The sequence below is a fragment of the Nocardia sp. NPDC055029 genome, assembly GCF_053608525.1.
Genome location: NZ_JBSGVQ010000043.1, coordinates 31,460 through 57,155 on the forward strand (window position 1 = coordinate 31,460; position 25,696 = coordinate 57,155).

At 61.1% G+C, this 25,696-nt stretch carries 10 protein-coding genes; 9 read left to right on the forward strand and 1 reads right to left on the reverse strand.

Annotation, left to right across the window (positions count from 1 at the left end; translation table 11 throughout):
* Positions 1-28: 28 nt before the first annotated feature.
* Both ACWF9G_RS28890 and ACWF9G_RS28895 read left to right on the forward strand, forming a co-directional pair.
* On the forward strand, positions 29-1,735 hold the full coding sequence (locus tag ACWF9G_RS28890) for a DUF262 domain-containing protein (RefSeq protein ID WP_452519160.1): 1,707 nt from the start codon (positions 29-31) through the stop codon (positions 1,733-1,735).
* Positions 1,736-1,778: 43 nt separating this feature from the next.
* Positions 1,779-2,462 carry a hypothetical protein gene (locus tag ACWF9G_RS28895; protein WP_452519161.1) on the forward strand — a complete coding sequence of 228 codons (684 nt, stop codon included), beginning with the start codon at positions 1,779-1,781 and terminating at the stop codon, positions 2,460-2,462.
* Between the two features lie 338 nt (positions 2,463-2,800).
* Here ACWF9G_RS28895 and ACWF9G_RS28900 read toward each other — a convergent pair whose 3' ends face one another.
* Positions 2,801-4,417, reverse strand: a complete 1,617-nt coding sequence (locus tag ACWF9G_RS28900; protein WP_452519162.1) for a TIGR04141 family sporadically distributed protein — start codon at positions 4,415-4,417, stop codon at positions 2,801-2,803.
* 838 nt (positions 4,418-5,255) lie between these two features.
* Between ACWF9G_RS28900 and ACWF9G_RS28905 the strand changes: the two genes are divergently transcribed.
* The 7 genes from ACWF9G_RS28905 to ACWF9G_RS28935 are packed head-to-tail and all read left to right on the forward strand — an operon-like array spanning position 5,256 to position 25,498.
* Positions 5,256-7,250, forward strand: a complete 1,995-nt coding sequence (locus ACWF9G_RS28905) for an N-6 DNA methylase (RefSeq protein ID WP_452519163.1) — start codon at positions 5,256-5,258, stop codon at positions 7,248-7,250.
* Entirely contained in the window at positions 7,238-8,248 is a 1,011-nt protein-coding gene (locus tag ACWF9G_RS28910) for a serine/threonine-protein kinase (protein ID WP_452519165.1), read from the forward strand. Before ACWF9G_RS28905 ends, ACWF9G_RS28910 begins: the two co-directional genes overlap by 13 nt.
* Before the next feature lie 16 nt (positions 8,249-8,264).
* On the forward strand, positions 8,265-11,042 hold the full coding sequence (locus ACWF9G_RS28915) for a helicase-related protein (RefSeq protein WP_452519167.1): 2,778 nt from the start codon (positions 8,265-8,267) through the stop codon (positions 11,040-11,042).
* Positions 11,039-16,093 carry an Eco57I restriction-modification methylase domain-containing protein gene (locus ACWF9G_RS28920; protein ID WP_452519168.1) on the forward strand — a complete coding sequence of 1,685 codons (5,055 nt, stop codon included), beginning with the start codon at positions 11,039-11,041 and terminating at the stop codon, positions 16,091-16,093. The genes ACWF9G_RS28915 and ACWF9G_RS28920 overlap by 4 nt, the downstream gene beginning before the upstream one ends.
* Positions 16,090-22,515: a DEAD/DEAH box helicase gene (locus ACWF9G_RS28925; RefSeq protein ID WP_452519170.1), complete on the forward strand. Its 6,426-nt coding sequence runs from the start codon at positions 16,090-16,092 to the stop codon at positions 22,513-22,515. The genes ACWF9G_RS28920 and ACWF9G_RS28925 overlap by 4 nt, the downstream gene beginning before the upstream one ends.
* Positions 22,512-24,617 (forward strand): UvrD-helicase domain-containing protein, encoded by a 2,106-nt coding sequence (locus tag ACWF9G_RS28930; protein ID WP_452519172.1) that lies wholly within the window; start codon positions 22,512-22,514, stop codon positions 24,615-24,617. The genes ACWF9G_RS28925 and ACWF9G_RS28930 overlap by 4 nt, the downstream gene beginning before the upstream one ends.
* The gene (locus ACWF9G_RS28935; protein WP_452519174.1) at positions 24,614-25,498 is read left to right on the forward strand and encodes a serine/threonine-protein kinase; all 885 of its coding nucleotides are present in this window, start codon (positions 24,614-24,616) and stop codon (positions 25,496-25,498) included. The genes ACWF9G_RS28930 and ACWF9G_RS28935 overlap by 4 nt, the downstream gene beginning before the upstream one ends.
* The last annotated feature ends 198 nt before the right edge of the window (positions 25,499-25,696 follow it).

A 25,696-nucleotide genomic window follows, 5' to 3' on the forward strand; every position in this document is an offset into this window, starting at 1 on the left:
CGGTGGAAAGCCAACAAAGGAGAACTGAGTGGTCGCGGCCCAGGAAACCAGTCTGCAGCGGATTCTCGAGGGGAGCTCGCAGTACCTTGTTCCGCTGTACCAGCGGCCCTATGGGTGGGGTGATGAACAGCTGCAGGAGCTGTGGAATGACGTCATCCAACTCGCCGAGGACCGTCTCGACGAGCCCCGGGCGACCCACTTCATCGGCTCGGTGGTGCTTGCCCCGGCGCCCGCGAGCGTCGCCGGTACGGTGACTCAGTTCCTGGTCGTCGACGGTCAGCAACGCCTGACCACCTTGACGTTGTTGCTCGCTGCGATCCGTGACTTCCTGCGGGAAGTGGATGGTTCGACCAGCCGCGACAGCGACCGAATCCACCACCAACTTCTGACAAATCAGTACAACGACGACCCCGACCGTCTCAAACTCCTGCCGACACAGGTCGACCGCCCCGCGTACACCGCGGTGATCGATGGCCGACCGCTCTCTGATCACGACGGCCGGGTCGTCAACGCCTACCGGTTCTTCCGCGCTCGCCTGAGTGCCATGACCGACGCAGACGACATGCCCTTCGGGCTGTCGCAGCTCGTTGATGCTGTAGTTTCGGGCTTGTCGGTCGTTTCGATCAGCGCTCACGCCAGCGACAATGTGCACCGGATCTTCCAGTCGCTCAACAACACCGGCCTCATGCTCACTCAGGGCGACTTGCTCCGCAACTACCTGTTCATGCGTCTGCCTGAGCGTAGCGAGGAGGTGTACCGCACACAGTGGCTGCCTTTGCAAGAATCACTAGGCAACGAACGCATCGAAACTCTTTTCTGGATCGATATCCTGCACAAACGACCGAAGTTGAAGCAGGGTCAGACCTTCGCCGCGCAGCAGGCCAGACTCGAGAAGTTGACGACCGAAGCGCAGATCGTGGCCGAGGTTGAACGGATCGCTCGCCTCGGCAGGCTCTACCGGTTGATCCTAGAGCCGGAGCTCGAGTCTGATCCCCAGGTGCGACTGCGGCTTTCCCGCCTCGCTGAATGGGACTCGAACACCCCCGCGCCGCTAGTTTTGCACCTACTGGTGCTACGCGATCAGGGCAAGGCATCCGACGAGCAGCTCGCGACGGCACTCCTTTACATCGAAGCCCTCCTGGTGCGCCGGTTCCTGACCGGTCGTACCACCATGAACCTGAATCGGTTGTTCGCCGAGGCGGTGCCCCAACTCGATACTTCAGTTCCCGTGGATGCGGCTCTCCGTATGTACTTTTCGGTCGGCCGCAAGCACTATGCGACCGACAAGCAGCTCATCGAGGGAATCTCGAGCATGCCGTTGTACCTGAACGGCCGGGCGGCCCAGCGCAAGGTCCTGATGACGTGGATCGAGAATCTCTTCGCCACCAAGGAGCCCGTGGCCCCGGCATCGCTCACAATCGAACATGTCATGCCCCAGACACTCTCAGTCCAGTGGCGCGCTCAGTTGAGCACCGAATTCGGCGATGACAAAGTCGACGCCCTCCATGAGCGCTACGTCCACACGCTGGGGAACCTCACACTGACTGGCTACAATGAGTCGCTGAGCAACCACGAATTCGCCCGCAAGCGTGAGACCCTGCGTGCCAGCAGCATACGAATGAATCAGGAGATCGCCGCACACGAATCCTGGGGGCCAGGACAGATCGAGAAGCGCGGCCTCAGCCTGGCCGAGCGGATCATCAAGTTCTGGCCTGGGCCGGTCGACGAATCCTAGGTTTCCTGAAAACCCGCTTTGAATGAAGCTACGGAGAGTTCTGGTGGTGTCATCGATCCTCGTCCTCAGCGGGTGCGCCGCGGGGCAGGACGAAGCGATCGCTCGACACTCCGCGATTTCGAGCACTTCGCCACCGCCTCCGGCCGCCCCGATCGACGAGGACCGAAATCACTGGTGCGAACCTGCCCAGGCACAGTGGGATGAACGGTTGGGGCCGACCGTCGACTTCGAGGAAACCCCGACGGAACTGACCATCCACTACACCGCGACCAACAACCGACCGAGCCCTGTCTACGCGATCAACCGAATCCAGCAGGACACAGATTCGGCTGCACCTCGCGAGAGGCATTTCGTCGTGCCACGTTCCGACGGTGTCGTGGAGATCAGCCAGCGAAAATTCATCTACCGATCGCCGAACTGCATCGTGCCGAGGTCGATGCCGCGACCACCACCACTCGCGTCCCGAATCGAACCGGGATCAACGCTCAGCGACACCGTCCACGTGCAGCTACCGCTGCGAGTACAGCACCCAGAAGGACCCTCTGCGACCGAATATTTGCCATCTCTTGCCAGGCCGCCGTATTCGGTGTCGTTCTGTCTGGGTTTCTCGTCAACCGCCGGTCCCGATCCCGTCGAGGTCGACGGCGAAGCCCTATACGGTGAGTTGGCCGCAGGGCCGGAGACCGTGGCATGCAGCACTCCGCTCCAACTCCTACGGCCACGGTGACATCCCGGAGAAGCCGCGTGAGTTGCTGGAAGCGAAGGAATCAGCTTCTCCAGACCGGCCGAGCCGCCTCGGCGCAACGTCTGATCTCGGACGAGACTGGAATAACCCCAGGTTGCCACCCATACCTCTGGATCAAACCGGTGCGTTGACGTCATATTAGGTCGTCCGACCGCGAATATAACTGTGTTGGAGCAGTGCTCGCGGCCCGCTGGCGCCACCCTGGCGCGTTCTCAGCACCATCGGCGGTGCGGAAGTGATCACCCGATCGAGCGCGGCGCGGCTTGGTTCGTCATTTCATCGTCGGGCCAAGAACACGCAGTGAGGTCTGGCGTCTCCACTCAATCGTGCGGAATGCCGACCACCTCGACAGCGACACCGTAATAGCGGATAAGCGAGTCGGCCATGTTGACGATCGCGACCTTCGCAAGCGGGTAGAGGTTCGCGGGCGTGAGCTCCTTACGCTTGAGTTTGATCGCCAGGATAACCTTCGTAGGCATGAAGTCTGGCGGCACAGTGATCTGGCCGCCGCTCTCTGCCTCCACCAGCGCGGCGAATTTCTTCCTAGCCTCCGCTTGCAGGCAAAGGGCTTCAGTTGATGACTGCACCTGATTCACCAGATGGCTCAGCGGCGCAGCTCCGTCAGATGCCTTGACATGAACGAGCACCAGCGAGCCTGTGAACCCATCACAAGCCTCGAATCCGTTGCCAGCATGCACACTCGTCTTGATGAGCTTCGTGTCAAGGCTCACGTACGGTGTACCGGGCATTCTTCCCGCAACCGCCTTATTATAGCGACTTTCACTTTCTCCGTTCGGCCAGGGCGGCAGCGCCAATTCCGGCTTGTCCGGGATGAGCTCCTGAATACGCGTACTGATCGAGTCGAAATAGGTGGCGCCGCACTGGTGCCACCGCCCCTCTCTCAAGAAGTAGATCTGAGAGCCTATCGACGCCGACGCCTCAATCCAGCGGATAGCCACACAGCCAGGTCCTGCGCCTCTCCCAAACCACGCTGCGATTTCGCCGTCGCGCAAAGCTTGCACCGGATCGTCAAGATCACGGCACATCGCCCGCAAAACGGTGATGTCCAGCTCGTCGATAACCGAACTCTGCCCAGCGATTTGGACGACATACCCGTCCACCTCCTGTCGAACGTCGAACATATCCACCGGCATTGCGCAGGCAATATCCATTGCCGATCCGCCTCGCAGTCCATCCGCGAGCATGCCGTCCAGCTTCGACGAGACCACGGCGTCAGATACCGGCTCGATGGCCGCCACTGCCTCGAAGTCCTCCTGCACTTCCCGATTCGCAATGTCGTTCAGCCGGCGGAGCACGGCGAGGAACTGCGACTGGTCCACAGGCATCGGCAACCTGAGCCCGTCAGCGCCGCTCATCGATACCTGCGCGCGGTGATCGAGGCCAAGGTCAGCAGCCTCAAGCAATCCACCCAGGCGTTTCACCAGCTCGGTCCTTTCGTGAACCCCAACGCCGCCAATCGAAACACCGGTCGGGGTATAGGTATCGTCCTGTCTGGTAGTGAGGCTGAGCCTCTTACGACTTACCTCACGAACCCGCGCCGGATCGACCGCCCGCAACGCACACCTCAGGCCGAAGTCGGCTTCTTTCAACCGAGCAGGAATGTAGTGGAAACCCTGTCCGTACCCTATCGCGAAGACATTGTCGTCCACTGAAAGCACAAGCACTGCGGCGCCGTCGGAACGGTCCAAACGAATGTCGCGGCCCGTCAACGCCGACAGTTCTGCGCACCATCCAGCGGTCTCAGGAGGAAACTGCCGGGTAAACACCAGCACAGGTCTGCCAGCGAACTCGATCTCGTCGACATCGAAATCCTCGGCTCCGAGCTTGTCGGCGGTCATCGCGTCGAGCATCGCGTCAGTCGTGGGCGATACGTTAACCAAGCGGTAAACCGTCACGCGGCGGACTTTTGCAGGCATTGGTTCCTCCTGAGGTAAATCGCATTGAACATGAATCGCCAGCCGCGGGGCTGCCGTCGAATCACCCATGCAGTTGCCCGGTTCAAGCTGGAGAAATTAGTGACAGATCTACAGCCGAGCAGCACGCGAGACGATGATCTCGTCGACCGATGCTGCCTCACGCAGGGCGATCTCGGTGTAGTCGTGGAATTAAGTGCACTCCGCCGCGAATCACATCGGCAACCGCGACGGTTAGGAACAAAATTGAGGTCTGGTGCGACCAGTTTCGTTTGGCCGTACGGGTAGCCCGCCGCACCGGGCGTACGGTGCAGCTGATAGTGAAGAGGTTCGTTTGCCAGACATCCTCACCGTCGCCAATCTCGTGGAGCACCGTCCATTCATTGTCGGTCTACAGCTCGTCAGCGAAGCGGAAAAGACGGTCGATCTGAACGAAGAGGGTTGCAGTCAGCTGAGCCATAGCACATCGCCTTCACAACCTTCAATGTCAGCTCCACTTGGTCAACCGTCGGCTGGAATTCAGGCTTCGGCGCCCTCTGCCGTGGCGCGAGCGACCGCTGAGGCTGCGGGCACGCTTCCCGAGATCGCAGACTCTCCGATCGTGAGACCCACAACCCGACGGTCAGCATTCCCGTATGACCACGTAGACCGATCGACGTCGCCTGTTCCGATCGGAGCGTTGGCCCGGATCCCGACTACTTGCTCATTCCTACCCCTTCAATACCTGCACGAGTCGACATCGATTCGCCGCCCCCTTGGTCGAACCGTAACCATACGTGAATGCGTTGTCAACTCTCATACTGAGATTGACTTTGTCATCCACCCGGCTACGATCACACTCATGCAGAGCAAGGGCTCACAAGATGGACAGCCACTGGTAACCGCCGCGGACGTCTCCCGCTACGCGGGAGTGACCCGCGCAACGGTGAGCAATTGGCGTCGACGTCATCCCGACTTCCCCGCGATGACGGGTGGCACGGAAGCCCGACCACTTTTCGATTTCAGCGAAGTCAAGGCCTGGTTGAAAGCGCACGACTACAGCTCGGCCGAGTCACCGCTGTCCGAGCTGCGCGCCTTGGTTCAAACCGAAGTTCGCCCTGAGGAGGTAGCGCCAGCACTGACAGCGGTTCGGGTGGAGGCCGGACAACTCACCGTTCCCGGCCAGGCCCAGCAGCTGACGGAAGAGTTATCCGTCGCCCTCCGTGCCGTCGCCGCTGCAGAGGGCCCACTGAAGGTTCTGGAAGTACTGGCCGAGCGGGCAACACAGGGCTCTCTCGAGTCCGGCCAGTACTGGACGCCGCAACCCCTCGCCGCATTGATGGCTCGGTTGCTCGTCACGCCCGGCGCCGACTATCCGAAAAGCGTCTTCGACCCAGCCTGTGGCAGGGGTGGGCTGCTGATCGAGGCCGCGAGACTGGGCGCGTCCGACCTGCACGGCCAAGATGCCATGCCGGTACAAGCCGAATTGGCACGACTCTCGTTGGCCCTGGAGACTGGGACAGAGCACCGATTTCACACCGGCGATAGTCTGCGGGCAGACGGCTTCCCCAATCTTGAGGCTGACGCAGTCCTTTGTAATCCGCCTGTAGGGCAACGCGACTGGGGAGCAGATGAGCTCGCCTTCGATTCCCGATGGGTATACGGAGAACCACTCAAGGTTGACTCGGAACTGGCCTGGTTACAGCACGGCCTGGCTCACCTGCGCCCTGGTGGAACGGCCGTGTTCATGCTGCCACCCGCTGTGGCGTCACGCACATCAGGACGCCGTATCCGGGCAGCGCTGTTACGGACGGGCGCCCTACGCGCGGTGGTCGCACTGCCCAACGGGACCGTTCCGTGGACGCCGATCGCGCTGCAACTATGGGTGCTGCGTCGGCCTGTCGGGGGAGCGGCGATATCGGACCGCGTGTTGTTTGTCGAGCCCACCCCCGAGCCCTTCGACCAATTCGCGGATCGCGTTGTGTCATCGTGGCGGGCATTCGACGTCAGCCCTCACTCGTTCATAGCCCTTCCGGACGTTACCGCATCGGTTCCGGTAGTCACGCTGCTCGACGATCTCGTTGACCTCAGCCCTTCCCGTCACACTCGTGTCCCGCCGGATCCGCAAACCTTGGCGATCCAGGTTGACGAACTTCTTGCAGCGCTGTCGGAGCAGGCAGACGCCGTCCGCGCGGATATCGATCCGCTACGCGGCTGGACCACCGCGCAACCGAGGCAGTGGCGCAGCAGTACGCTGTCAGACCTGGCGCATGGCGGTTCCCTGAAGATTCTGCGTACAGTGCCGCGATCGAAGGACAGCGTGGAAACGGCAGGCAACCCAACGCAACCGGTCTTGAGCGCCCAGGATATTGTTATCGGCGAACGTGCGACGACACCGGCAAGCGAGCTAGCCACCACGTCGAGTCTAGTTTCGATCGCGATCGGCGACGTTTTGCTCCCCCAAGCCCGCACGCAGCGAGGATGCCCACTGATCCGTGTCGCTGATGCCCGGGATGCTGGAGCAGCGGCTGGCCCCGCCGTTCTCGTGCTCCGCCCGAACCTCGAACGCCTCGATCCGTGGTTCCTGGCTGGCTTCGCCACCTGGACCGACTCGGTTGGGCCATCGTCGGGTTCCACCATCCGTACCGAAACCAACCGCATTCGGATACCTTTACTTCCGCTGCCTGAGCAGCGGGGGTACGGCGCAGCTTTCCGACGGATCAACGAACTGCGCGAAGCAGCTCGCCAGACGGCAGAGTCTGCGAACGCACTTGGGGGGCTACTCGCTGCCGGCTTGGCCGGCGGGTCGGTGAACCCACCTATTGATGATGAGGGGAGCATCCGGTGGACAGACTGACGAAAAGCGATCCGACACGGCTGGGATCGGTAGCACTCCGAGGCCGACTCGGCCAAGGCGGCATGGGCGTTGTCTACTACGGCATCACCGACGACCAGGAACCTGTCGCCGTCAAGGTGATTCTCGGCGGCCTGCTGGGCCGCGCCGAGATCCGGGAACGATTCGCGCGCGAGGTGGAAGCACTGCGATCAGTCCAGAGCCCCCACGTCGCCACGCTACTTGCAGCGTCGGAGGCTGACGATATACAGCCATGGGTCGCCATCGAATACATTCCCGGCCTCACACTCAAGGACTACATCCAGGCGCAGGGGACTCTCACCGAGGTCCAGGCCGCAACTCTCGGCCTGCTAGTGGCGAAGGCGCTCAATGACATTCACACCGTCGGCCTGCTGCATCGCGACCTGAAGCCAGGCAATATTCTAATGGGTCCGGAGGGCCCCAAAATCATCGACCTAGGGCTGGTGGCATACGCGGATGGGCCCTCCGATCTCACCAACACCGGCAGTACTTTGGGCAGCGCAGCGTGCATGGCCCCTGAGCAGGTGAATTCACCGAAGGAGCTTAGTTTCGCCACCGATGTGTACGGGCTCGGCGCAACCCTGTTGTATGCGCTGACCAGGCACTTCCCATTCCACGAGGCGACGACTCCGATGCAGTTGTTCAAGATCTCCAACTCGGCCTCGGTTCCGGATCTGACGGGGATCCCGTATTCGTTTGAACGTTTACTGCGGCGCATGCTGGCCTTCGATCCAGAAAGTCGACCTACCGTCGCCGACCTGTCCGAACGGTTCGAGCAGCTGATCGGCAACCAGATACCGACGGCGATCCGCAACCTTGCCGTCGCTACGTACGTACGCCAGGACTCCGATCCAGAAGAGATCGCTCCGCCGCGGCGCCCGGCCCGCAAGGATCTATCCGTGGTCGCGCCGCCAGGATCGGTGATTCATCAGCTCGCCGAGCGCTTACGCGAGAGCTACGCCGCCACCGCCCGTTTCTGAACCAGAAGGACTTTCAGTGGTCGAGACCGCCTATCCCCCAGGCGCCCGTATCGAAGTGCGCGATGCAGAGTGGATCGTCCGCACGTGCGCGCCGATCACGCACTACGGCGAAGTCACCTACCGCGTCACTGCCATCGGCGCCTCCGAGTTCGTCCGCGACGAGGAGGCCGTGTTCTTCACGGAACTCGACGACGTGAGCCTGCTCGAGCCCGAGAACACCATCCTCGAACTCGACTTGTCGCCTCGGTTCGCGAAGAGCCGGCTGTTCTTGGAAGCAGTACTACGCCGCACTCCGCTGCCGCAGACCGAGAAGGGCCTCGCCCTCGCCGACCGGTTCTTGCTCGATCCGTTGATCTATCAGCAGCGGCCGGCGGTGAAAGCGCTAGAGGCACTGCGCCCCCGCATTCTCCTTGCAGACGTCGTTGGCCTGGGTAAGACCCTGGAAATCGGACTAATTCTCGCCGAGTTGATCCGCCGCGGCCGCGGCGAACGCATTTTGGTGGTCACCCCGCAGCAGGTGCTGGAGCAGTTCCAGCATGAGCTCTGGACGCGATTCGCTATCCCGCTGATCCGCTTGGACTCGGTCGGCATCGAGCGCGTCCAACGCGAGATTCCCGCCGGACGTAACCCATTCACCTATTACAAGCGGATCATCGTCTCCATCGATACTCTCAAGAACGAGGGCAAGTACGGCCAGCACCTGGAGAAGATGCAGTGGGACGCCGTAGTCATCGACGAATCGCACAATCTGATTGGCGAGACCAGTCTCCGCAACAAGCTTGCCAGGCTGCTCGCGCGCCAAACCGATGCTCTGCTGCTCGCCAGCGCCACCCCACACAACGGCAATGTCGAGTCCTTCGCTGAGCTGATCCGCATGCTCGACCCGGCCGCGATCGCCGACACCTCGAAGTATGAGGCCAGCGACATCGAACACCTCTACATTCGGCGAACGAAGACCAACGCCGAGGTCCGCAACCAGATCGGCAGCAGGTGGCCTGAGCGCGGCCCCTCGGTGCCGATCCGGTGTCAGGCGACGCCCGCTGAGGAGAAGATCTTCGCCGAGTTGACCGAAGTGTGGCTGGCTGGTGACGCACGGCAAGGTGGCCCCGTAGTCGGCACAGCAAATCGGCTGTTCCCGTTCACGCTGTTGAAGTCGTTCCTGTCCTCACACAGGGCGTTGGCCAAGACTGTCTCGAACCGACTGACGAATGCCAAGGAAAAGCTGGAGATCGACGCGCTGAAGACGTTGCAGCAGCTGACAGCTGAGATGTCTGACGATGACTCGGCCAAGCTCGCTGAGTTGGTGCGCGAGTTGCGCGAGATCGGCGTTGGGCCAAAAGAGGCGACCAGGGTGGTCGTGTTCTCCGAAAGCGTCGAGACTGTCAACTGGCTGCACGAACTGCTCCCCAAAGCCCTTGGCCTACCTTCCGCGGCTGTGGACAAACTGCTCGGCAACGGCATGTCCGACCAGAATCAGCAGGACATAATCGAACGATTCGGGTTGTCCGACAGCGCTGTTCGAGTGTTGGTAACCACCGATGTCACTTCCGAAGGCGTCAACCTGCACAGGCAGTGCCACCACCTGATCCATTACGACGTGCCATGGAGCCTCATCCGCATCGAACAGCGCAATGGCCGCATCGACCGCTACGGACAGAAGCATCAGCCACAGTTCCGCGCGGTGATCCTCAGTTCGCAGGTCGAGGGCGCCAAGGACGACCGCGCTGTGGCCGAGAAGCTTCTGGCCAAAGAAGCGAACGCGCACCGCGTTCTCGGCACGGCAGAGGCGGTCACCGGCGAATATCGTGCTGAACGCGAGGAACGGCGCCTGGTCCAGGATTTGATGGAGGGAAAGTCGGTCGACGAGTCGCTCGAGAATCAACCGGACGACGACGTGCTTGCCGACCTTCTCGGTTCGGTCGGGGTGGATGGGCAGGATGCAGACCCGGCAAAAGCCGACGTGCCGCACCTGTTCGAGGGCACCAAGTCCTTCGTCATGGAGGCCATCGATGCGCTCGGGCTACTCGCCGACCTAGAAGACGATGGCGCGATGATGGCATTCACGCCACCTTCCGATCTAGTGCATCGTTTGTCCGCGCTACCGGCTGACTACCTCCGGATGCACCAGGTTCGGGAGCGAATGAAGGTCACCTTCGACCGAAAGCTGGCCCAGCGCAAGCTGAATGAAGCCCGCGACACCAAGACCATGTGGCCCGACATTGCGTACCTGTCAGACTTGCATCCATTGGTGGACTGGATTACGGACAAGGTATTAGTCGAGCTGGGCCGGCAGAAGGCGCCGGTGATCGTCGCCGACGTCGCCGAACCGGTCTTCCTGATCCAGGGCATCTACTCCAACAAGCTCGGTCAACCGACAGTCGTCGAGTGGATGGCGGTTGTTGGCGAGAGCGTAGCGCTGGAGCCGATGACGGATGTGCTAGCGACCGCGAAGGTCGGCCCGGACATGACCAATACCGGCCGGTCCCTCGATCTCGCCTCGTTGCAGGCCCATGTCCCGAACGCGGTCGCAGCCGCCCGCGACCACCTGGAGAGCCGGCGCAGCGAGTACGACACGGAAGTCGTCGCGCCACTAAACGACTACCGAGGCAGGCTCCACACCTGGGAACAGCTTGCACTCGACGGCCTGCCAACCACTCAGCGGGGCCGCCGGGAGCAGGACATCGACGACACCGTCGAGCGCCAGCGGCGCCTGCTCGACGGCATGCAGACCACCGGTGCACCCTTGCTGCGGGTGTTGGCCGTCCTCGTTCCGGAGCAGGAGGCAGCACAGTGAGGCTCGACTCAATCGTCAACCGTGGTGAATATTTCTCGGCCCACTATCTCGCCGAGGTGTTGCCGAAGGAGTTGAAGAAGGTCGGCCAGTTGGCACGATGGACCGAGCAGGAGAAGCTGCACCGGCGGGCACCAGCGGCCGCAGCTGACGCTATTGGAACCGATGATGCGCCGGGGCCAAACGAGTTCGCTGAACCTCATCAGTCTGCTATGCCTACACCACGGCAGGGCCTCCGGGCACTTGGAAAGTCATACTTCGCAAACCGGCCGTACTTCGCAGATATCAATACTCGGCGCATCGCCGGAGAATCACTGACCGCAGAGTCCTCGGAGTGGCACAAGAAGCTCCATGCGCTTCACGGCGATGTGCTGTGCGCCTTGGGTTTCGACGCACAACCGCGAGAGCTGACAGTTGAACGCGCTGGCGGCGAGTTCAACGTCAACGTTGCGTACGCCGACGAACACCTGGTAGCTATCGAATGCGGCTGGGCAGTTGATGTGGACGCAGCACTCGCGGATGACCAAGCTGGCAAGCTTCTCTCCCCAGTCTCCTTGTCAGCCCGAGAGGAGCTCACCTCTGGCACGAAACTCGCGAAATGGCTATTCGCTGGCAACAAGCCGCCCCGGTATGTGCTACTCCTCGCGGGCGGCGTAGTAATCCTCGCCGACCGCGCCACCTGGGGAGAAGGCCGCTACCTCGGGGTGAGCCTCGATGTCGCGCTGGGACGCAACGACATCGATGAACTGTCGGTGATCGGTGCTCTATTGGGAGCGGACTCGCTGCTCCCGCCCGCTGAAGGCGGCTCCGAGCCCCTGGCTGAGCTACTCGCCAGCTCCCGCAACCATGCAGTCGGGGTATCGAAGGAGCTGCGAGAGGGGCTCAAACAGTCGGTCGAGTTGATCGCCAACGAAGTGCTCGACCGACTGCGCGCACAAGGCATCCGCCCCGAGGAGATCCGCGACCCCGCGGAACTCGCGAAGGAACTCGGCCGCGAAGCCCTGCGTTACCTGTACCGAATCCTGTTTCTGCTCTATGCCGAGGCGCGACCCGAACTCGGCATCCTGCCCACCGATGACCAGGACTACTCCCGCGGCTATGGCCTCGCGCGTCTGGGCGACCTGGTCGTCCGCGACCTCAGCAGTGAGGAGGCGCGCAGCAGCTTCCACCTGTACGAATCTCTGGATCTACTGTTCCGCCTTGTTAACAAGGGCCACCGGCCCCGAACGAGCGATGAGGTGTATGAGGACGAAGGTCTGCGCTTCGAGCCGATGCGCTCGGACTTGTTCGGGCCCGAAGCCATCGAGCTCATCAGTAAGGATCTGCTGCTCGACGACGACGGTCGCACTGTCGACACCCGGTTGACCAACGACTGCCTATATCAGGTGCTGCGGAAATTGATGCTTGCCAAAGGTGGGCGGAACCAGCGGGGTGGCTTCATCTCGTACGCGCAGTTGGGTATCAACCAGTTGGGCGCGGTGTACGAAGGCCTGATGTCCTATACAGGATTCATCGCCACCGAGGACCTCCTCGAGGTCGCAACGAACGGTGATCCAAAAGGCGGCTCCTGGCTGATCCCTGCTTCGAAGGAGGGCGAATACTCCACGGACGTGTTCGTCCACCGCATGTCTGAGGACGGCACTAAAACCGAAGAGTACATGCGGTATTCGCTCGGTTCCTTCGTCTACCGACTGGCCGGGCGCGACCGGGAAACCAGTGCCTCCTACTACACACCGGAATCGCTGACTAGCGTTACCGTGCAGCTGGCGCTGCAGCACCGTCTCGATCAGAACGGGACGACTACGACGGCACAGGAGATTCTGAGCTGGAAGATCTGTGAACCAGCGCTCGGATCGGGAGCTTTCCTCAATGAGGCCATCAACCAAGTGGCCGTGGAGTACCTGAAGCGCCGACAGCGCGAGCTCGGGCTAGACATAAATCCGGAAAATTACGAGCTTGAGCTCCAGAAGGCGAAGGCCTACATAGCATTGCACAACTCGTACGGGGTCGACCTCAACGAGACGGCCGTCGAGCTGGCTGAGGTATCGCTGTGGCTGAATGTGATGCACCCCGGGCTCCAGGCGCCGTGGTTTGGTTTACATCTGCGGCGCGGCAACTCGCTGATCGGGGCCGGACGAAAGGTTTATAGCGCAGCCCAGCTGACCAGGGGGGAATGGCTGGGGATTCAACCCACGGACTTGCCGTTCCCAGCTGGGCGCGCGCCAGCCGGGAACATCCACCACTTCCTTGTACCCGCGGATGGTTGGGGTGCTGTTGTGGGCAACAAGGACGCGAGAGCCCTCGCGAAAGCTCTAGTGCCGGAACAGGTCAAACAGCTGAGCGACTGGCGCAGGGGGATGAAAAAGAAGGTCTCCGACGTTAAGGCGGGCGGGCGCAAGCTGACCCAGATCCAGCGGCTCCAGGCTCTCTCCGGTCGCGTCGAATATCTCTGGGACCTGGTCGTTCAGCGGCTGACGATCTCCGAGCAGGAGATCGGTAGAAAGATAGACGTCTGGGGAGCGGACTGGATCCGCCAGCCCGAGCAGGCTGTCCCCAAAGAGAAGGTGTATCAGGACCTTACCGCGCCCGGTACCCCCTATTGGCGGCTGAAGAAGGTGATGGATGCCTGGTGCGCGTTGTGGTTTTGGCCGTTGGACAAGGCCGGGTTGCTCGATGGAACAGACGCAACCTATACCCGCGAACACGGCACCGACACTCAGCTGCCGTCGGCGACGGTAGAGTCGTCGGCGACCCTGAATTCAACCGGATTCGAGCAGGTCTACATTACCGAGTCATTGTTCAGCCTCGGCGATGAGCAACTCGACTTGGCGGACTACGCTCAGTCGCAGGTGAAATCCGCTAGGAAGCCTCAGCAGCCGCGCCGATCAAAGATCGAGCCGGTCCGCAACGTCATCCCTCTTAAAAATCTAGACGACTGGCTAGATTTCGCAGAATCAACGCTTGGACGGGCGGACGTGCCCGCGGACTCGCTTGTGACAAACTTTGTGAGTTTGTCTGATCTCGAGGAGTACGAGGACGAGCTACCGACTTGGATGGGGATGGACCCGTGGCCAAAGTTGGAAGTGAGGTTTCCGTGGCTCTGGAACGTACGCAATATTGCCGAGAACGAAGGGTTTTTTCACTGGGATTTGCAGCTAGCCCAGATATTCAACGATGGAGGTTTCGATCTCCAAGTAGGCAATCCCCCCTGGGTTCGACCTGACTGGAAAGAAGACGCTATTCTAGCGGAGTGGGAGCCTTGGTTCAAGCTAACAGGAAAATCGGGAACTCCTGCATGGCGCGATAGAAAGCTATCCACGCTTGCGCCCGATCCATGCAGATCCTCGTACTTTGAGGAACTAGCTAACAACAGTGGAGTAGTCGAGTTCCTCGGAAGCGCAATGACGTATCCCATACTCAATGGCACTCGACCTGATTTCTACCGGGCATTCATGTGCCAGACATGGTCGAATACTGCCCATTCCGGCATTGCTGGCCTCATCCATCCAGACACACATTTCGGTGGTGTTAAAGATGGGACACTCCGAGCCGCCACATACCCAAGGTTGCGGCTACACGGAAATTTCGTAAATGCAGCAAACTGGGCGTTCGACATCGGTCGAACGCGAGAATTTGGAGTACACATCTATGGCGAGAAACAGGAAATTTCTTTTGACCACCTGAGTCAGATGTATGATGCCCGAACACTGGTAGATTCATTCTCCCACAGCGGCGAAGGGGAAACGCCGGGCCAAAAGTACCGTGGCGATTGGGATCGCCGACCGCATCGTGACCGAATAATTCGGGTGAATGAGGAAATTCTGACCGAATGGGGACGCATTGGTGGCATGGAAGGTGTTCCCGCCAACCAGGTCCCCTTACTTTTCCTAGTTTCAGTCCGCGAGCAGGCTGCTATCACCGCTCTCGGCAGGTACCCCGAGCGCCTTCGTTCGAAAAGCCCTCAAATCAGTGCAGGCTATAACGAGACGACCGCACAGAACGACGGCCAAATTAAACAGATGGTCGGCCGACCCGAATCCCTCGACGAAGTAATTCTGCAGGGTTCACATTTCAGCATTGCTACTCCATTTGCAAAAGAGCCGAATGACCCCTTCAATAACTCGAAAGACTGGATTTCATGGAACCATAGAACACTACCAGAAGACGCGGCACCCCGGACACTATACATGCGCACGAGCACTCGCGACACGCTCCGGAGCACCCGGTTCTATCGACTTGCTTGGCGCAAGATGATCGACCCCAAGAGCACGGAACGATCACTTTTTGCTGCGTTAATACCACCAGGCCCTGCCCACATACACGGCGTATATACTTTGACGCTGCCAAACGATCTGGAAACTCTGTTAGCCGCTGGATTCTGGGCGGCATTACCACTCGACTATCTAGTTCGCCTGGCCGGTAAACAGAATCTGCAAGATGCCGAAGCCCAGGCAATGCCCGCTGGCACACTCGACCATCCCCTCGCCCCCGCATTGCTATTTAGGATGCTGCGCATGAACTGTATGACAGAGGCGTATGCTCCTCTTTGGGAAAGGGCCTACGACCCTGCCTGGCGGAACGAAAAATGGGCCGCTGCGTGGCCTGAACTCCAACGACTTAGCGATGTCGATGAACACTGGGATTACAGTACGCCATTTCGCAGCGAACGTGAGCGTAGGGCCGCGTTGGTCGAAGCCGATGCGCTTGTAGCAGCTTGGCTCGGCATGGACGCCGATCATCTAGTCGCGATCTACCGGGGGCGCTATCCAATTCTAGTAGACCGAGAATTCAGAATGTGGTTTGACAATAACGGTCGCAGGATAGCCGAAGATCCGTACGCATTTGGCTACAATCAAACCAAAGAGCACTTCCAACAACTAATGGCCCATCTGGACCCGGAGATCAAAGGCCCTGCTCCAGATGGCTACGCCGCACCTTTTCATAAAGCTGATCGCGAGTCTGAATACCGCCAAGCCCACGCGGTATTTGTTGGCCGCCTCCGCGAGGCGAACTGGCCGGCCCCGCATGAACAGAACGAGGGCAGGACCGAATGAAACCGACTCTCGCAGCCGAGGAACTCCGTAGGAGCCTCACCCAATACCTCACCACGACCTTCGCGCTGGCCGAGCCAACCGTTAGGGATTCCCTGGAGCGCTTCCTCGAACATCCCCAGCAGGGCATCTTCCGGGGACCGTACCTTCGTATCCGCACCAAATTCCGCAAGGTCGACGAGAAATCCTGGCGAAATCCGCTCAGCTGGACCCCTTCCGGCTTCATCCCGCACGTGCATCAGGCCCAGGCTTGGGAGCGCTTGAGTACCAAAGGCAAGCAGGCGCAGCCGTCGCTAATCACCACCGGCACCGGTTCGGGTAAGACGGAGTCGTTCCTGATCCCGGTCCTGGACCACTGCCGACGCGAGCGCGGCAAAGGCAATCCCGGCGTGAAAGCCGTGTTTCTGTACCCGATGAACGCGTTGGCTACGGACCAAGCGCGTCGCCTCAACGACTACCTCACCCAGACCGGCATGGAGCAGGTGACCGCCGGGCTCTATATCGGTGACACCCCAGAGGTCAGCTATCCGAAGGTGATGACCAGCCGGTCAGAGATTCGACGCAATCCACCGGACATCCTCGTCACCAACTACAAGATGCTTGACCTTCTGATGCAACGTGCCGATGATTTGCCGCTGTGGGAAGACGCACGGATCGCCTACGTAGTAGTGGACGAGTTCCACACCTACGACGGCGCGCAGGCAACCGATGTCGCAATGCTGTTGCGCCGCATGGCTGCTGCCACCGGACATTCGCGTCCCAGGGCGCCAATGGGTGACATTTGCCCAGTCGCCACGTCCGCGACCCTCGGCGAAGGCAGTAATCGCAAGGCGATCCTCAAAGTAGCCGAGGAGGTTTTCGGGGTCCCTTTTTCACCCGAATCAGTGATCGGCGAGAACCGTCTCACCGTCGACGAGTTTGTGGATGACCTGGATGTGGAACTACCGCTTCCCAGCCCTGATCAGCTGTGGAGCTGCCCCGACCCGTCGCGGTATCCCGCGGCAATGGACGAGATCGCCGGAATCGTCACCGGGAACACCATGCTCAGACCGCCCGAGCTCGGCAAGCTCCTACGCAAGCACATCCTGACCCACGCAGTACTTCAGGTGCTAAATGACCCGCCGTCGAAGAGCGCGCCTCGGACCATGACCGAGATCCTTGAACTTTTACCTAAACGCGGTGCATATACCTGGGGAGCCGCGATCCGCGACAACCCTCGCAAAGCTGCGGTCGCACTGGCTAGGTTTATCGCGCTCCTGTCGGTGGCCCACGACCCCGACAACCCAGGCCAACCATTGTTCCTCATCGAAACCCACATGTGGGCCCGGGCGGTGTCCCGGTTGACGCGCATCGTCGACCCCGTGCCAGCATTCGCCTGGGAGGGCGAGCCTCCCGTACGCGATGCCGATTCACTCACCGATCAGCACGGGCAAGAGCGCCTGCCCGCCGTGTACTGCCGCCACTGCGGGCGGTCCGGCTGGGCTGCCTATTCGCCTGAACGTGACCCCGCAGAACTAATCGTCAACCCAGACAAGATCTATCGCGCCAACGTCAGCTCCGAGCACAAGCGGGTTCGACCCCTAATCCAGGCAACTCGCCAGGAAGTCCACGCAGGGGTTCGCGGCCTCCTGGTACTCGAAAACGAGCGCGTGCGGCCGGCAGACCCGCAAACAACCATCGCCGAACAGAACGTCTATGTTCTCGGCGATGTCAGCACCACCCCCGAGTCGAACCGGAACGCTGAGAAGGACCGGTGCCCGGCCTGCGGGATGGACGAAGGTATCCGCTTCCTCGGCGCCGGCCTGGCCAGCCTCGCATCGGTGGCGATCACCCAGCTGTTCTCGCGCGACCAACTTGAACTCAACCAACGAAAGACCTTGCTGTTCAACGACTCCGTGCAGGACGCTGCGCATCGTGCCGGCTTCGTCGCTAACCGCTCCTATGCGTTCTCGTTGCGCCGCCTGATCACCAGCCGCCTCGACCCTGACACACCGATTTTGCTCAATGACCTCATCGCCGAGTTGGTCACAGCGGCAACAGAAGCTGAAGCACTCGCCGCGGTCGTACCTCCCGACCTCCATGACATGCCAGAGATCGACGATATCTTGGCCGGCGAGACCAGCGGGTCCCCGAAGGCATGGAAGCTCATCGGTGAGCGGCTCGCCTTTCAAACCATCTTGGAATTCGGGCTCCGATCTCGACAAGGCCGGACTCTCGAACTAACAGGAACCGCCGCAGCGGAGGTCATCCTCAACCACCCGGATGTAGTCGCAGACCTCGCGCGCGATATCCACATGACTCTGTCTGCCGGGCACATCGAACGCCAGTCTCCGCAGCGATACCTCACACTCGTCCGCGGCCTGCTCGAGCGAATGCGTTACCGCGGTGCGATAAGGCATCTCTGGCTGGATGGTTGGATCGACAACGCCGGCTCCAAACGATTCGGCACCATCTGGGGAAACCGCCCAGACGGCATGCCGGCGTTCCCACAGTCAAGGAATGGCCGTCCTGGTCTCCCTGCGCCGACGTTCGTTCGCGATCGCCCGAAGCAGCGCTCCGAGTTCGACGGGATTGAGTCGGACCAGAGCTGGATGCAGGATTGGGCTATGCGGTGCTTACAGCTGGCAAAAGGTCAGGCGGGAGAATATCTTTCGAGGCTGCTCCCGCTGCTGGCTGACGAGCATGTGATCTCTAAGCGGATCGCTGCCGACGGGTCGACCCAGGTGTATGGGCTTCAGCCCGGGCACATCAGCGTTCGCTATCTTGACGACCACCTTGTCGTCGAGGCGGGCATCGGTTGTGACCGGTGCTCGTGGCAGCAAACGGTGCACCCAGAGCAGCCCGGAGAGTGGTTCGGCCAGCCCTGCCCCCGATATCGTTGCGGAGGAACACTTTCCGTCCGCGATCTAGGCGATCGCAACGACTACTACCGAGACCTCTATGTGGGTGCTCCGTTCCGGGTGGTGACGGCAGAACACACCAGCGCACTCACACGCCCGCAGCGGGAACAAGTAGAGCAGAGCTTCAAAGACGGTAGGCGCTATAGCGACCCAAACGTGCTGTCCTGCACGCCTACGCTGGAATTGGGTATCGACATCGGCGAGCTCTCGGCGGTCGTGCTCGCGTCACTGCCACCAGGGCCTGCAAATTACATCCAGCGAGTCGGCCGCGCAGGCCGCAAGACTGGCAACGCGTTTCTAATTACACTGGTCGGTCGGCGACCACGTGATCTCTACTTCCTAGATGAGCCGCTGTCCATGATCGACGGCGACATCGTCCCGCCTGGCAGCTATCTGTCGGCAGTGGAGATCCTTCAGCGGCAGTACTTCGCTCACCTGGTAGACCTTGCCGCCCGTGGCCGGCTGACAGGTGTATTGCCTCTTCCACGCCGCGCTTCGGCACTATTCGGCGAGACAGGCTGGCTAACAACTTTTGTGCCCGCCGCATTGGCATCCACCGCAATCGAGCAGTTCCTAGACCTGTTCGGCGATAAAATCGATGCCAATGCCGCCGACCATCTGCGCGCATTCGCCGTCAGTGGACTCGCTGACTCAGTCCGTCACGCAGCCAGCGAGTGGGATGAGCGACTGACCGATCTGCGCGACCGGCTGCGGCTCATCGATACCGCGCTCGAGACCTCGCAGGACGACGCCGACAATCAGGCTGTCAAACGGTCAATGCGAGGCGAGAGAAGAGGAATTACCAGGCGCATCAACGAGATTGGCAGGCAAAGTGCCCAGGGCGCGCTCGTCGAACTCGGTCTACTGCCCAACTACTCCCTTATTGACTCGGCGACTGCCCTCGAAGGAACTCTCACTTGGGACGAGGTGGCACCTGACGGGACCCGCACCTATCACAGCGAGGTACGCGAATATAGACGTCCGGCGCGGACAGCCCTCACCGAACTCGCTCCTGGCAACACGTTCTACATGCGCGGCTACCAACATCGGATCAGCGGCCTTGATATCGGCACCGCGAACCGACCTGCCTGGCAGCATTGGCGGGTGTGCCCCGAGTGCGGATACGTACGCACCTTTCAAGCCGAGGCCGACACCTCGCCATGCCCTCGCTGCACCACCCGCAATATCGGCGAAGTCGGTGCGCTACATAAGGTGCTGGTACCGACCCGAGTAACAGCCCACGACCGCCGCGATGACGCGCGCATCCGCGACGACCAAGATGACCGGCTCCGCAACTACTACGAAACCGTCACTGCGGTCGACATCGATCCCACGGACATAGAAGAAGGATCGTGGCGCCACAAAGAGGCCGTGTTCGGCGTCGACTTCACCAGACGCGCAGTGGTACGCAGCCTCAACCTTGGCACCAGCCGCTACGACCGGCCCGCCAATGACAGTATCGCTGGCGAAAACGTCCGGCTCAACCCGTTCTTCAGCTGTCCGACCTGTGGCGGCACCACTGTCGATGGGCTGCCCGCGTCAACATCGAACGGCATGACAACCCCGTCGATCTGGGATCCATCACGTCAGCACCACCGGCCATGGTGCACGCACAGACGCACCGCTCAGGACGCCGATTATCTAAAGCTGATTCTGGCCCACGAGCTTGAGACGGAGGCGCTACGCATTCTGCTGCCGATCGCCACGCTGATGGCCGAGGAGCGGACCGCGACATTCCACACTGCGCTCATGGCCGGAGTTGCACGCCGTTATGGCGGCGACCCCTCCCACCTTCAAATCGTCACTGCCACCATGCCCGACCAGGAAACCGGCCGCCGCCGCCGATTCTTGGTATTGCACGACACCCTGCCAGGAGGTACCGGATACCTGCACAGGCTCGCTAAGGCCGAGGACTTCAAGAAGGTATTGGTCGCCGCCCGCAAGGTGGTGGCCGATTGCCCCTGCCAAGACGCGATCCCACCTAAAGCTGCATGCCACAGATGTCTACTCGCCCATATTCCCACGGACAAACCGGACTGGTACGGCAAGGTTCGTCGTCTCGAAGCCGTCGAAATGCTCGACGGATTACTCGACAACTGGGCATACACGCCCGTCACCGCCACCGATGAAATCTCGCTATGGGATCAGGTCGAAAGCGAGCTGGAAGTCAGGTTCCTCGACGGGGTCTCGAAGTGGGCGTCCCGCAACCAGCACGCAACGCTGGCACGCGGAGATTTAATTGGTGGGAAGCGCACTGCTGACCTTCGCATCGAGAGTCCCAGCGGCCAGGTTGTGCACTGGAAAATGCTGCTGCAGAACACTATCCGTGGCACGCGCCCAGATGTGGTGTTCCGTCTGATGGACGACAAGCCACAGGAAGTCGCCGTCTACCTTGATGGCTACGAGTTCCACGCTTCTTCAAGACACAACCGCATCGCCGACGATGCACGTAAGAGGGCAACGCTGCGCGCACACCGAGGGCTGGTCTTTCAGTTGACCTGGACCGACATGGCCAACTGGGAAGAGCGTGGGTTCGATTCTGACAACGGAAAGGATCCATTGAATGCGCCGTACCAGGGCAATGCCCAAAGTGCCGCCCGGGCGCTCTACAGCCAGGCGACTGGTCGCAACCCGGACGAGCTCGTCACGACCATGTGGACAAACCCGGTCGATACGTTGCTCGCGTTCCTCGCCGAACCGGATCCGAAGCTGTGGCTGACTAGAGCCGAAGCCGTCGTCGGCGGAGCAATGAAGACCGCGACCGAACCACCGAGCACCTCTGACTCGTCCGGGGTCCCCGAACGGGTGCTTGCCGCTCTGAAGGGCCTGCCATTGCCCTCCTCGCAGCGCGCCGGAAAGATCGCGACTGTTGCCGGCAACTCGGTGACGATCGTTGTAGATCAGCAGGGCGCCCGCGCTTGGAGCGCTTTCACCGTGCTCGACGACCGCGACGCGACCGTCCAAACCAACGCCGACGCTCACAAACAGCGTTGGGCGAATTGGCTGTACTGGGGAAATCTGGTGCAGTTCCTCGATTTCGGTGGCGGTGACAGTGCCCAGTTGGCCCTGACCTCGCTCGACGAGTTCGATGCTGCCGAACTAGCCGCAGCCGGAGGCAGTGGCATGTTGACGATGCTTAGTCTCCACCCGCTTGATCACGACCTCGTTGACGACACCCTGCCGCCGCCACCGCGACCCGAGGCTGTGCCGGAACCAGTGGTCGACACAGGTCCCGTGCCACACGGGTGGAAAGACAAGCTCGACATGCTCGATCCGGACGAGCCCGGCCTCGCCAAACTGGCGCACGAACTGGCTGCGCTCGCGGTGCCAACCCCGACGGTCGGTCATGAACTCGGCGATCAAGCGTGGCAAGCGGAATTAGCCTGGCCCACAGCCAAACTCGCAGTGGTTCTCGCGGCCGATGCCGATGCCCGCGACGCATACACTCAGGCAGGCTGGCAAGCTCGACCTGCGACCGCCTGGACTTCCGGCGAACTCGCTGATCTGATCGGAGGAACCCGATGACCGCCGCTAACCTGCGCATGCTCGACAAGGCATACGACGAGGTACTCAAGCTCCCACGAGCGGTAAAGGGCGCGATCTACGACTTTCAGCACAAGTTCAAGGACAACCCGGACTCTCCTGGTCTGCAGCTCAAACAGTTGCAGGGCAACTCCAAGTTGTTCTCTGCGCGGGTAAACCAGGACTATCGGGCGCTACTTCTGCACGCGGGCGGCAAGGACTGGATCATCGTCACCGTCAAGTCCCGTCAGGAGGTATACGACAACCTCGACCGGTATGCCTACCAGATCAACCCGGTCAGCGGCGGCATCGAATTCGTCGACCTGGTGACAGCCGCAGCCTCCGTGCCCACAGAACCTCAACCAACCGCGTCGGCGCCTGTGCTGCCGGCCCCGCTGTTCGGCCAGTACACCGACCAGACGCTGCTCGAACTGGGCGTGAGTGCGCCGCTGCTCACCCTGATTGCCAAGATCACCAACGAAGAGGAGCTGCAGGCGCTAATAACCGTCGCCCCTCAACTCACTGGTGAGGTGCTACTCGAGCTATTCGCTGGCAAGACGCCCGAGGAGGTCATGGACCAAATCACCGTCCCGGTCGCAGCCGACGAAGCCATCGACGCCGACGACTATCAGGCCGCACTGGAGCGCCCAGCGACTGTGACCACAGAAGATGGTGCGCTGCAGGCGATCCTGGAAGAAGGCGATTTCGGGCGGTGGAAAGTGTTCCTGCATCCCACCCAGCGGGCGATTGTCGAGCGCAATTACAGCGGCCCTGCCCGAGTCAGCGGCGGACCCGGCACTGGCAAGACGATTGTCGCGTTGCATCGCGTACATCGGCTGGCGAACGGCCCACAATCCGATATGCACAAGGACATCCTGCTCACCACGTTCAACACGAACCTTGCTGCCGATCTGCGCCAACGCCTGATCGACCTAGCTGGACCCGAAGTCCTCGACCGTGTCGAGATCCTCACCATCGACAAGCTCGCTGTGAAAATCGCGACCAGTATCCCCGGTGGTGAGCGGCGCCAATGGATCTTCGACACCAAGGCTGTCGAAATGTGGCAACAAATCCTCGACGAACAGGGCTACCAGCAATGGGACGCCCAGTTCCTCTATGACGAATGGACGCAAGTCATCCTGGGGCAAGGACTGGCTACCCGCGCCGATTACTTCAAGGCGCGCCGGGCCGGCCGGGGGCAACGCATCAGCCGCGAATCGCGCGCGGCGATCTGGGGCCTGGTCGAAAGATATGTGAAGCGGCTGGACGAGCAGGGGCGGTGGACGCTGCCGCAGGTAACCGAGCGAGCCGCAGCACTTGCGGCGAATACGGCCAGCGAATGGCATGCCCGATACCGGCACGTCGTGGTCGACGAAGCGCAAGACCTCAGTCCGGCGCACTGGCGCATGCTCCGCTCGTTGGCGGCTAAGGGCGCCGACGATCTTTTCCTGGCTGGCGATGCCCACCAACGCATCTACGGACAGCACGTCTCGCTCGGGCAACTCGGAATCAATATCCGCGGTCGGTCGGCAAAACTAACCTTGAGCTACCGAACTACCCATCAGATCCTCAGTGCTGCCGCAGCGGTGCTTGGTGAGGAAGAGTGGGATGACCTCGATGAGGGCAACGACAACCTTAGCGGCTACCGGTCTGTACTGCGCGGAAGTGAGCCTGATTGGCGCGCGTACCCCCTATGGGACGCCGAGCTCGACGGTATCGCCGAGCAGATTGTCGTGTGGGGCGGCGGATCCATCGCGGTCGCCGTGCCGGAACGCTGGATGACCGAAGCGGTCGCGAAACGGCTAGTCAGCGCGAACATTCACGCTACCGTGATCGGCCCTGACGGACCTCGCGACGTCGACGCAACTGTCCACATCGGCACGATGCACCGGTTCAAAGGTCTGGAATACCAGCGTATGATCCTTGCCGGCGTCTCCGACGGTTCACTGCCATCCACACGAGTACTCGAGCTGAAAGGTAGTGATCCTGCGCGCTATCGTGTGGACATGAAGCGCGCCCGCTCGCTACTATTCGTCGCTGCCACCCGGGCCCGTGACAGTCTCGTCATCAGCTGGAACGGAAGGAAGAGCAGATTCCTGCCGTGAAGCTCCTGGCCGACCGCTACCAAATCACCTCGCCCGTCGGGCGAGGTGGCATGGCCGAGGTGTGGAGCGGCATCGACATCCGCCTCAACCGGGAGATCGCGATCAAGGTCATCGCGTCGGACATCGCCAGCGATTCTGACACCCGCCGCAGGTTCCTCCGCGAGGCGCGTATAACCGCCAGGTTGCGCCACCCAGGGGTGCCTGCCGTATACGACTTCGGCGGCGACGACGAACTGTACATGGTCATGGAGCTAGTGCCCGGCCATACTGTCGGCACGCTCCTCGGTGAGCAGGGAGGTCTCCATGTCGGCTGGGCTGCATCGATTGCGGCCCAGGTTTGTGCCGTTCTGGAGGCCGCTCATCGAGAACAGCTGATTCACCGCGACCTCAAGCCCGAGAACCTCGTCCTGTGCCCGAACGGAATGATCAAGGTCATCGATTTCGGAATCGCGGCTTCGTTGACCCTCGGCGACTACTCCGTAATCACCAAATGGGGCGACATCCCGATGTCTCTCCACTACTCGGCTCCGGAACTCATGGACGGTGAGCCTGCTAGCAAGGCCACCGACCTCTATTCCGTCGGAGTCCTCTTGTACGAACTATTGACCGCGGCAAGGCCCTTCGACCATGGCAGCCCGCTCGATGGCTTCCTGCGCGATCGGGTCGCACTCCCTGACCTACCGGGCGTCCCACCTGATCTGAAGAAGCTCACGCATCGACTGTTGGCGGTGGATCCCACCGAGCGTCCGCTTGACGCCCTGACAGTACTCAAGGCCCTGACACCGTGGATACGGGACCTTCCACCCCTACCTCCGTGGTTTGCTCGCGGCATACTCGAAGATCCGGTGCGACTCTACCTAGCTGCGCTCCCCACTGAATGAGGCCTATCGTCAGACTTAGGATCCTGTTGGTACAGCACCGACTCATATCGGTGCAATCGTCCACTGGACAGGTGATCGGGCCACACCGCAGCGCGAGCCCGGCCGACAGGTCACATCAGTGCAGTGCAGCCGTTTCCAACCGTCCAATCCGAGTTCAATTATTCGCATGATCAACTGGCACAATTAAATTCGGTTCGA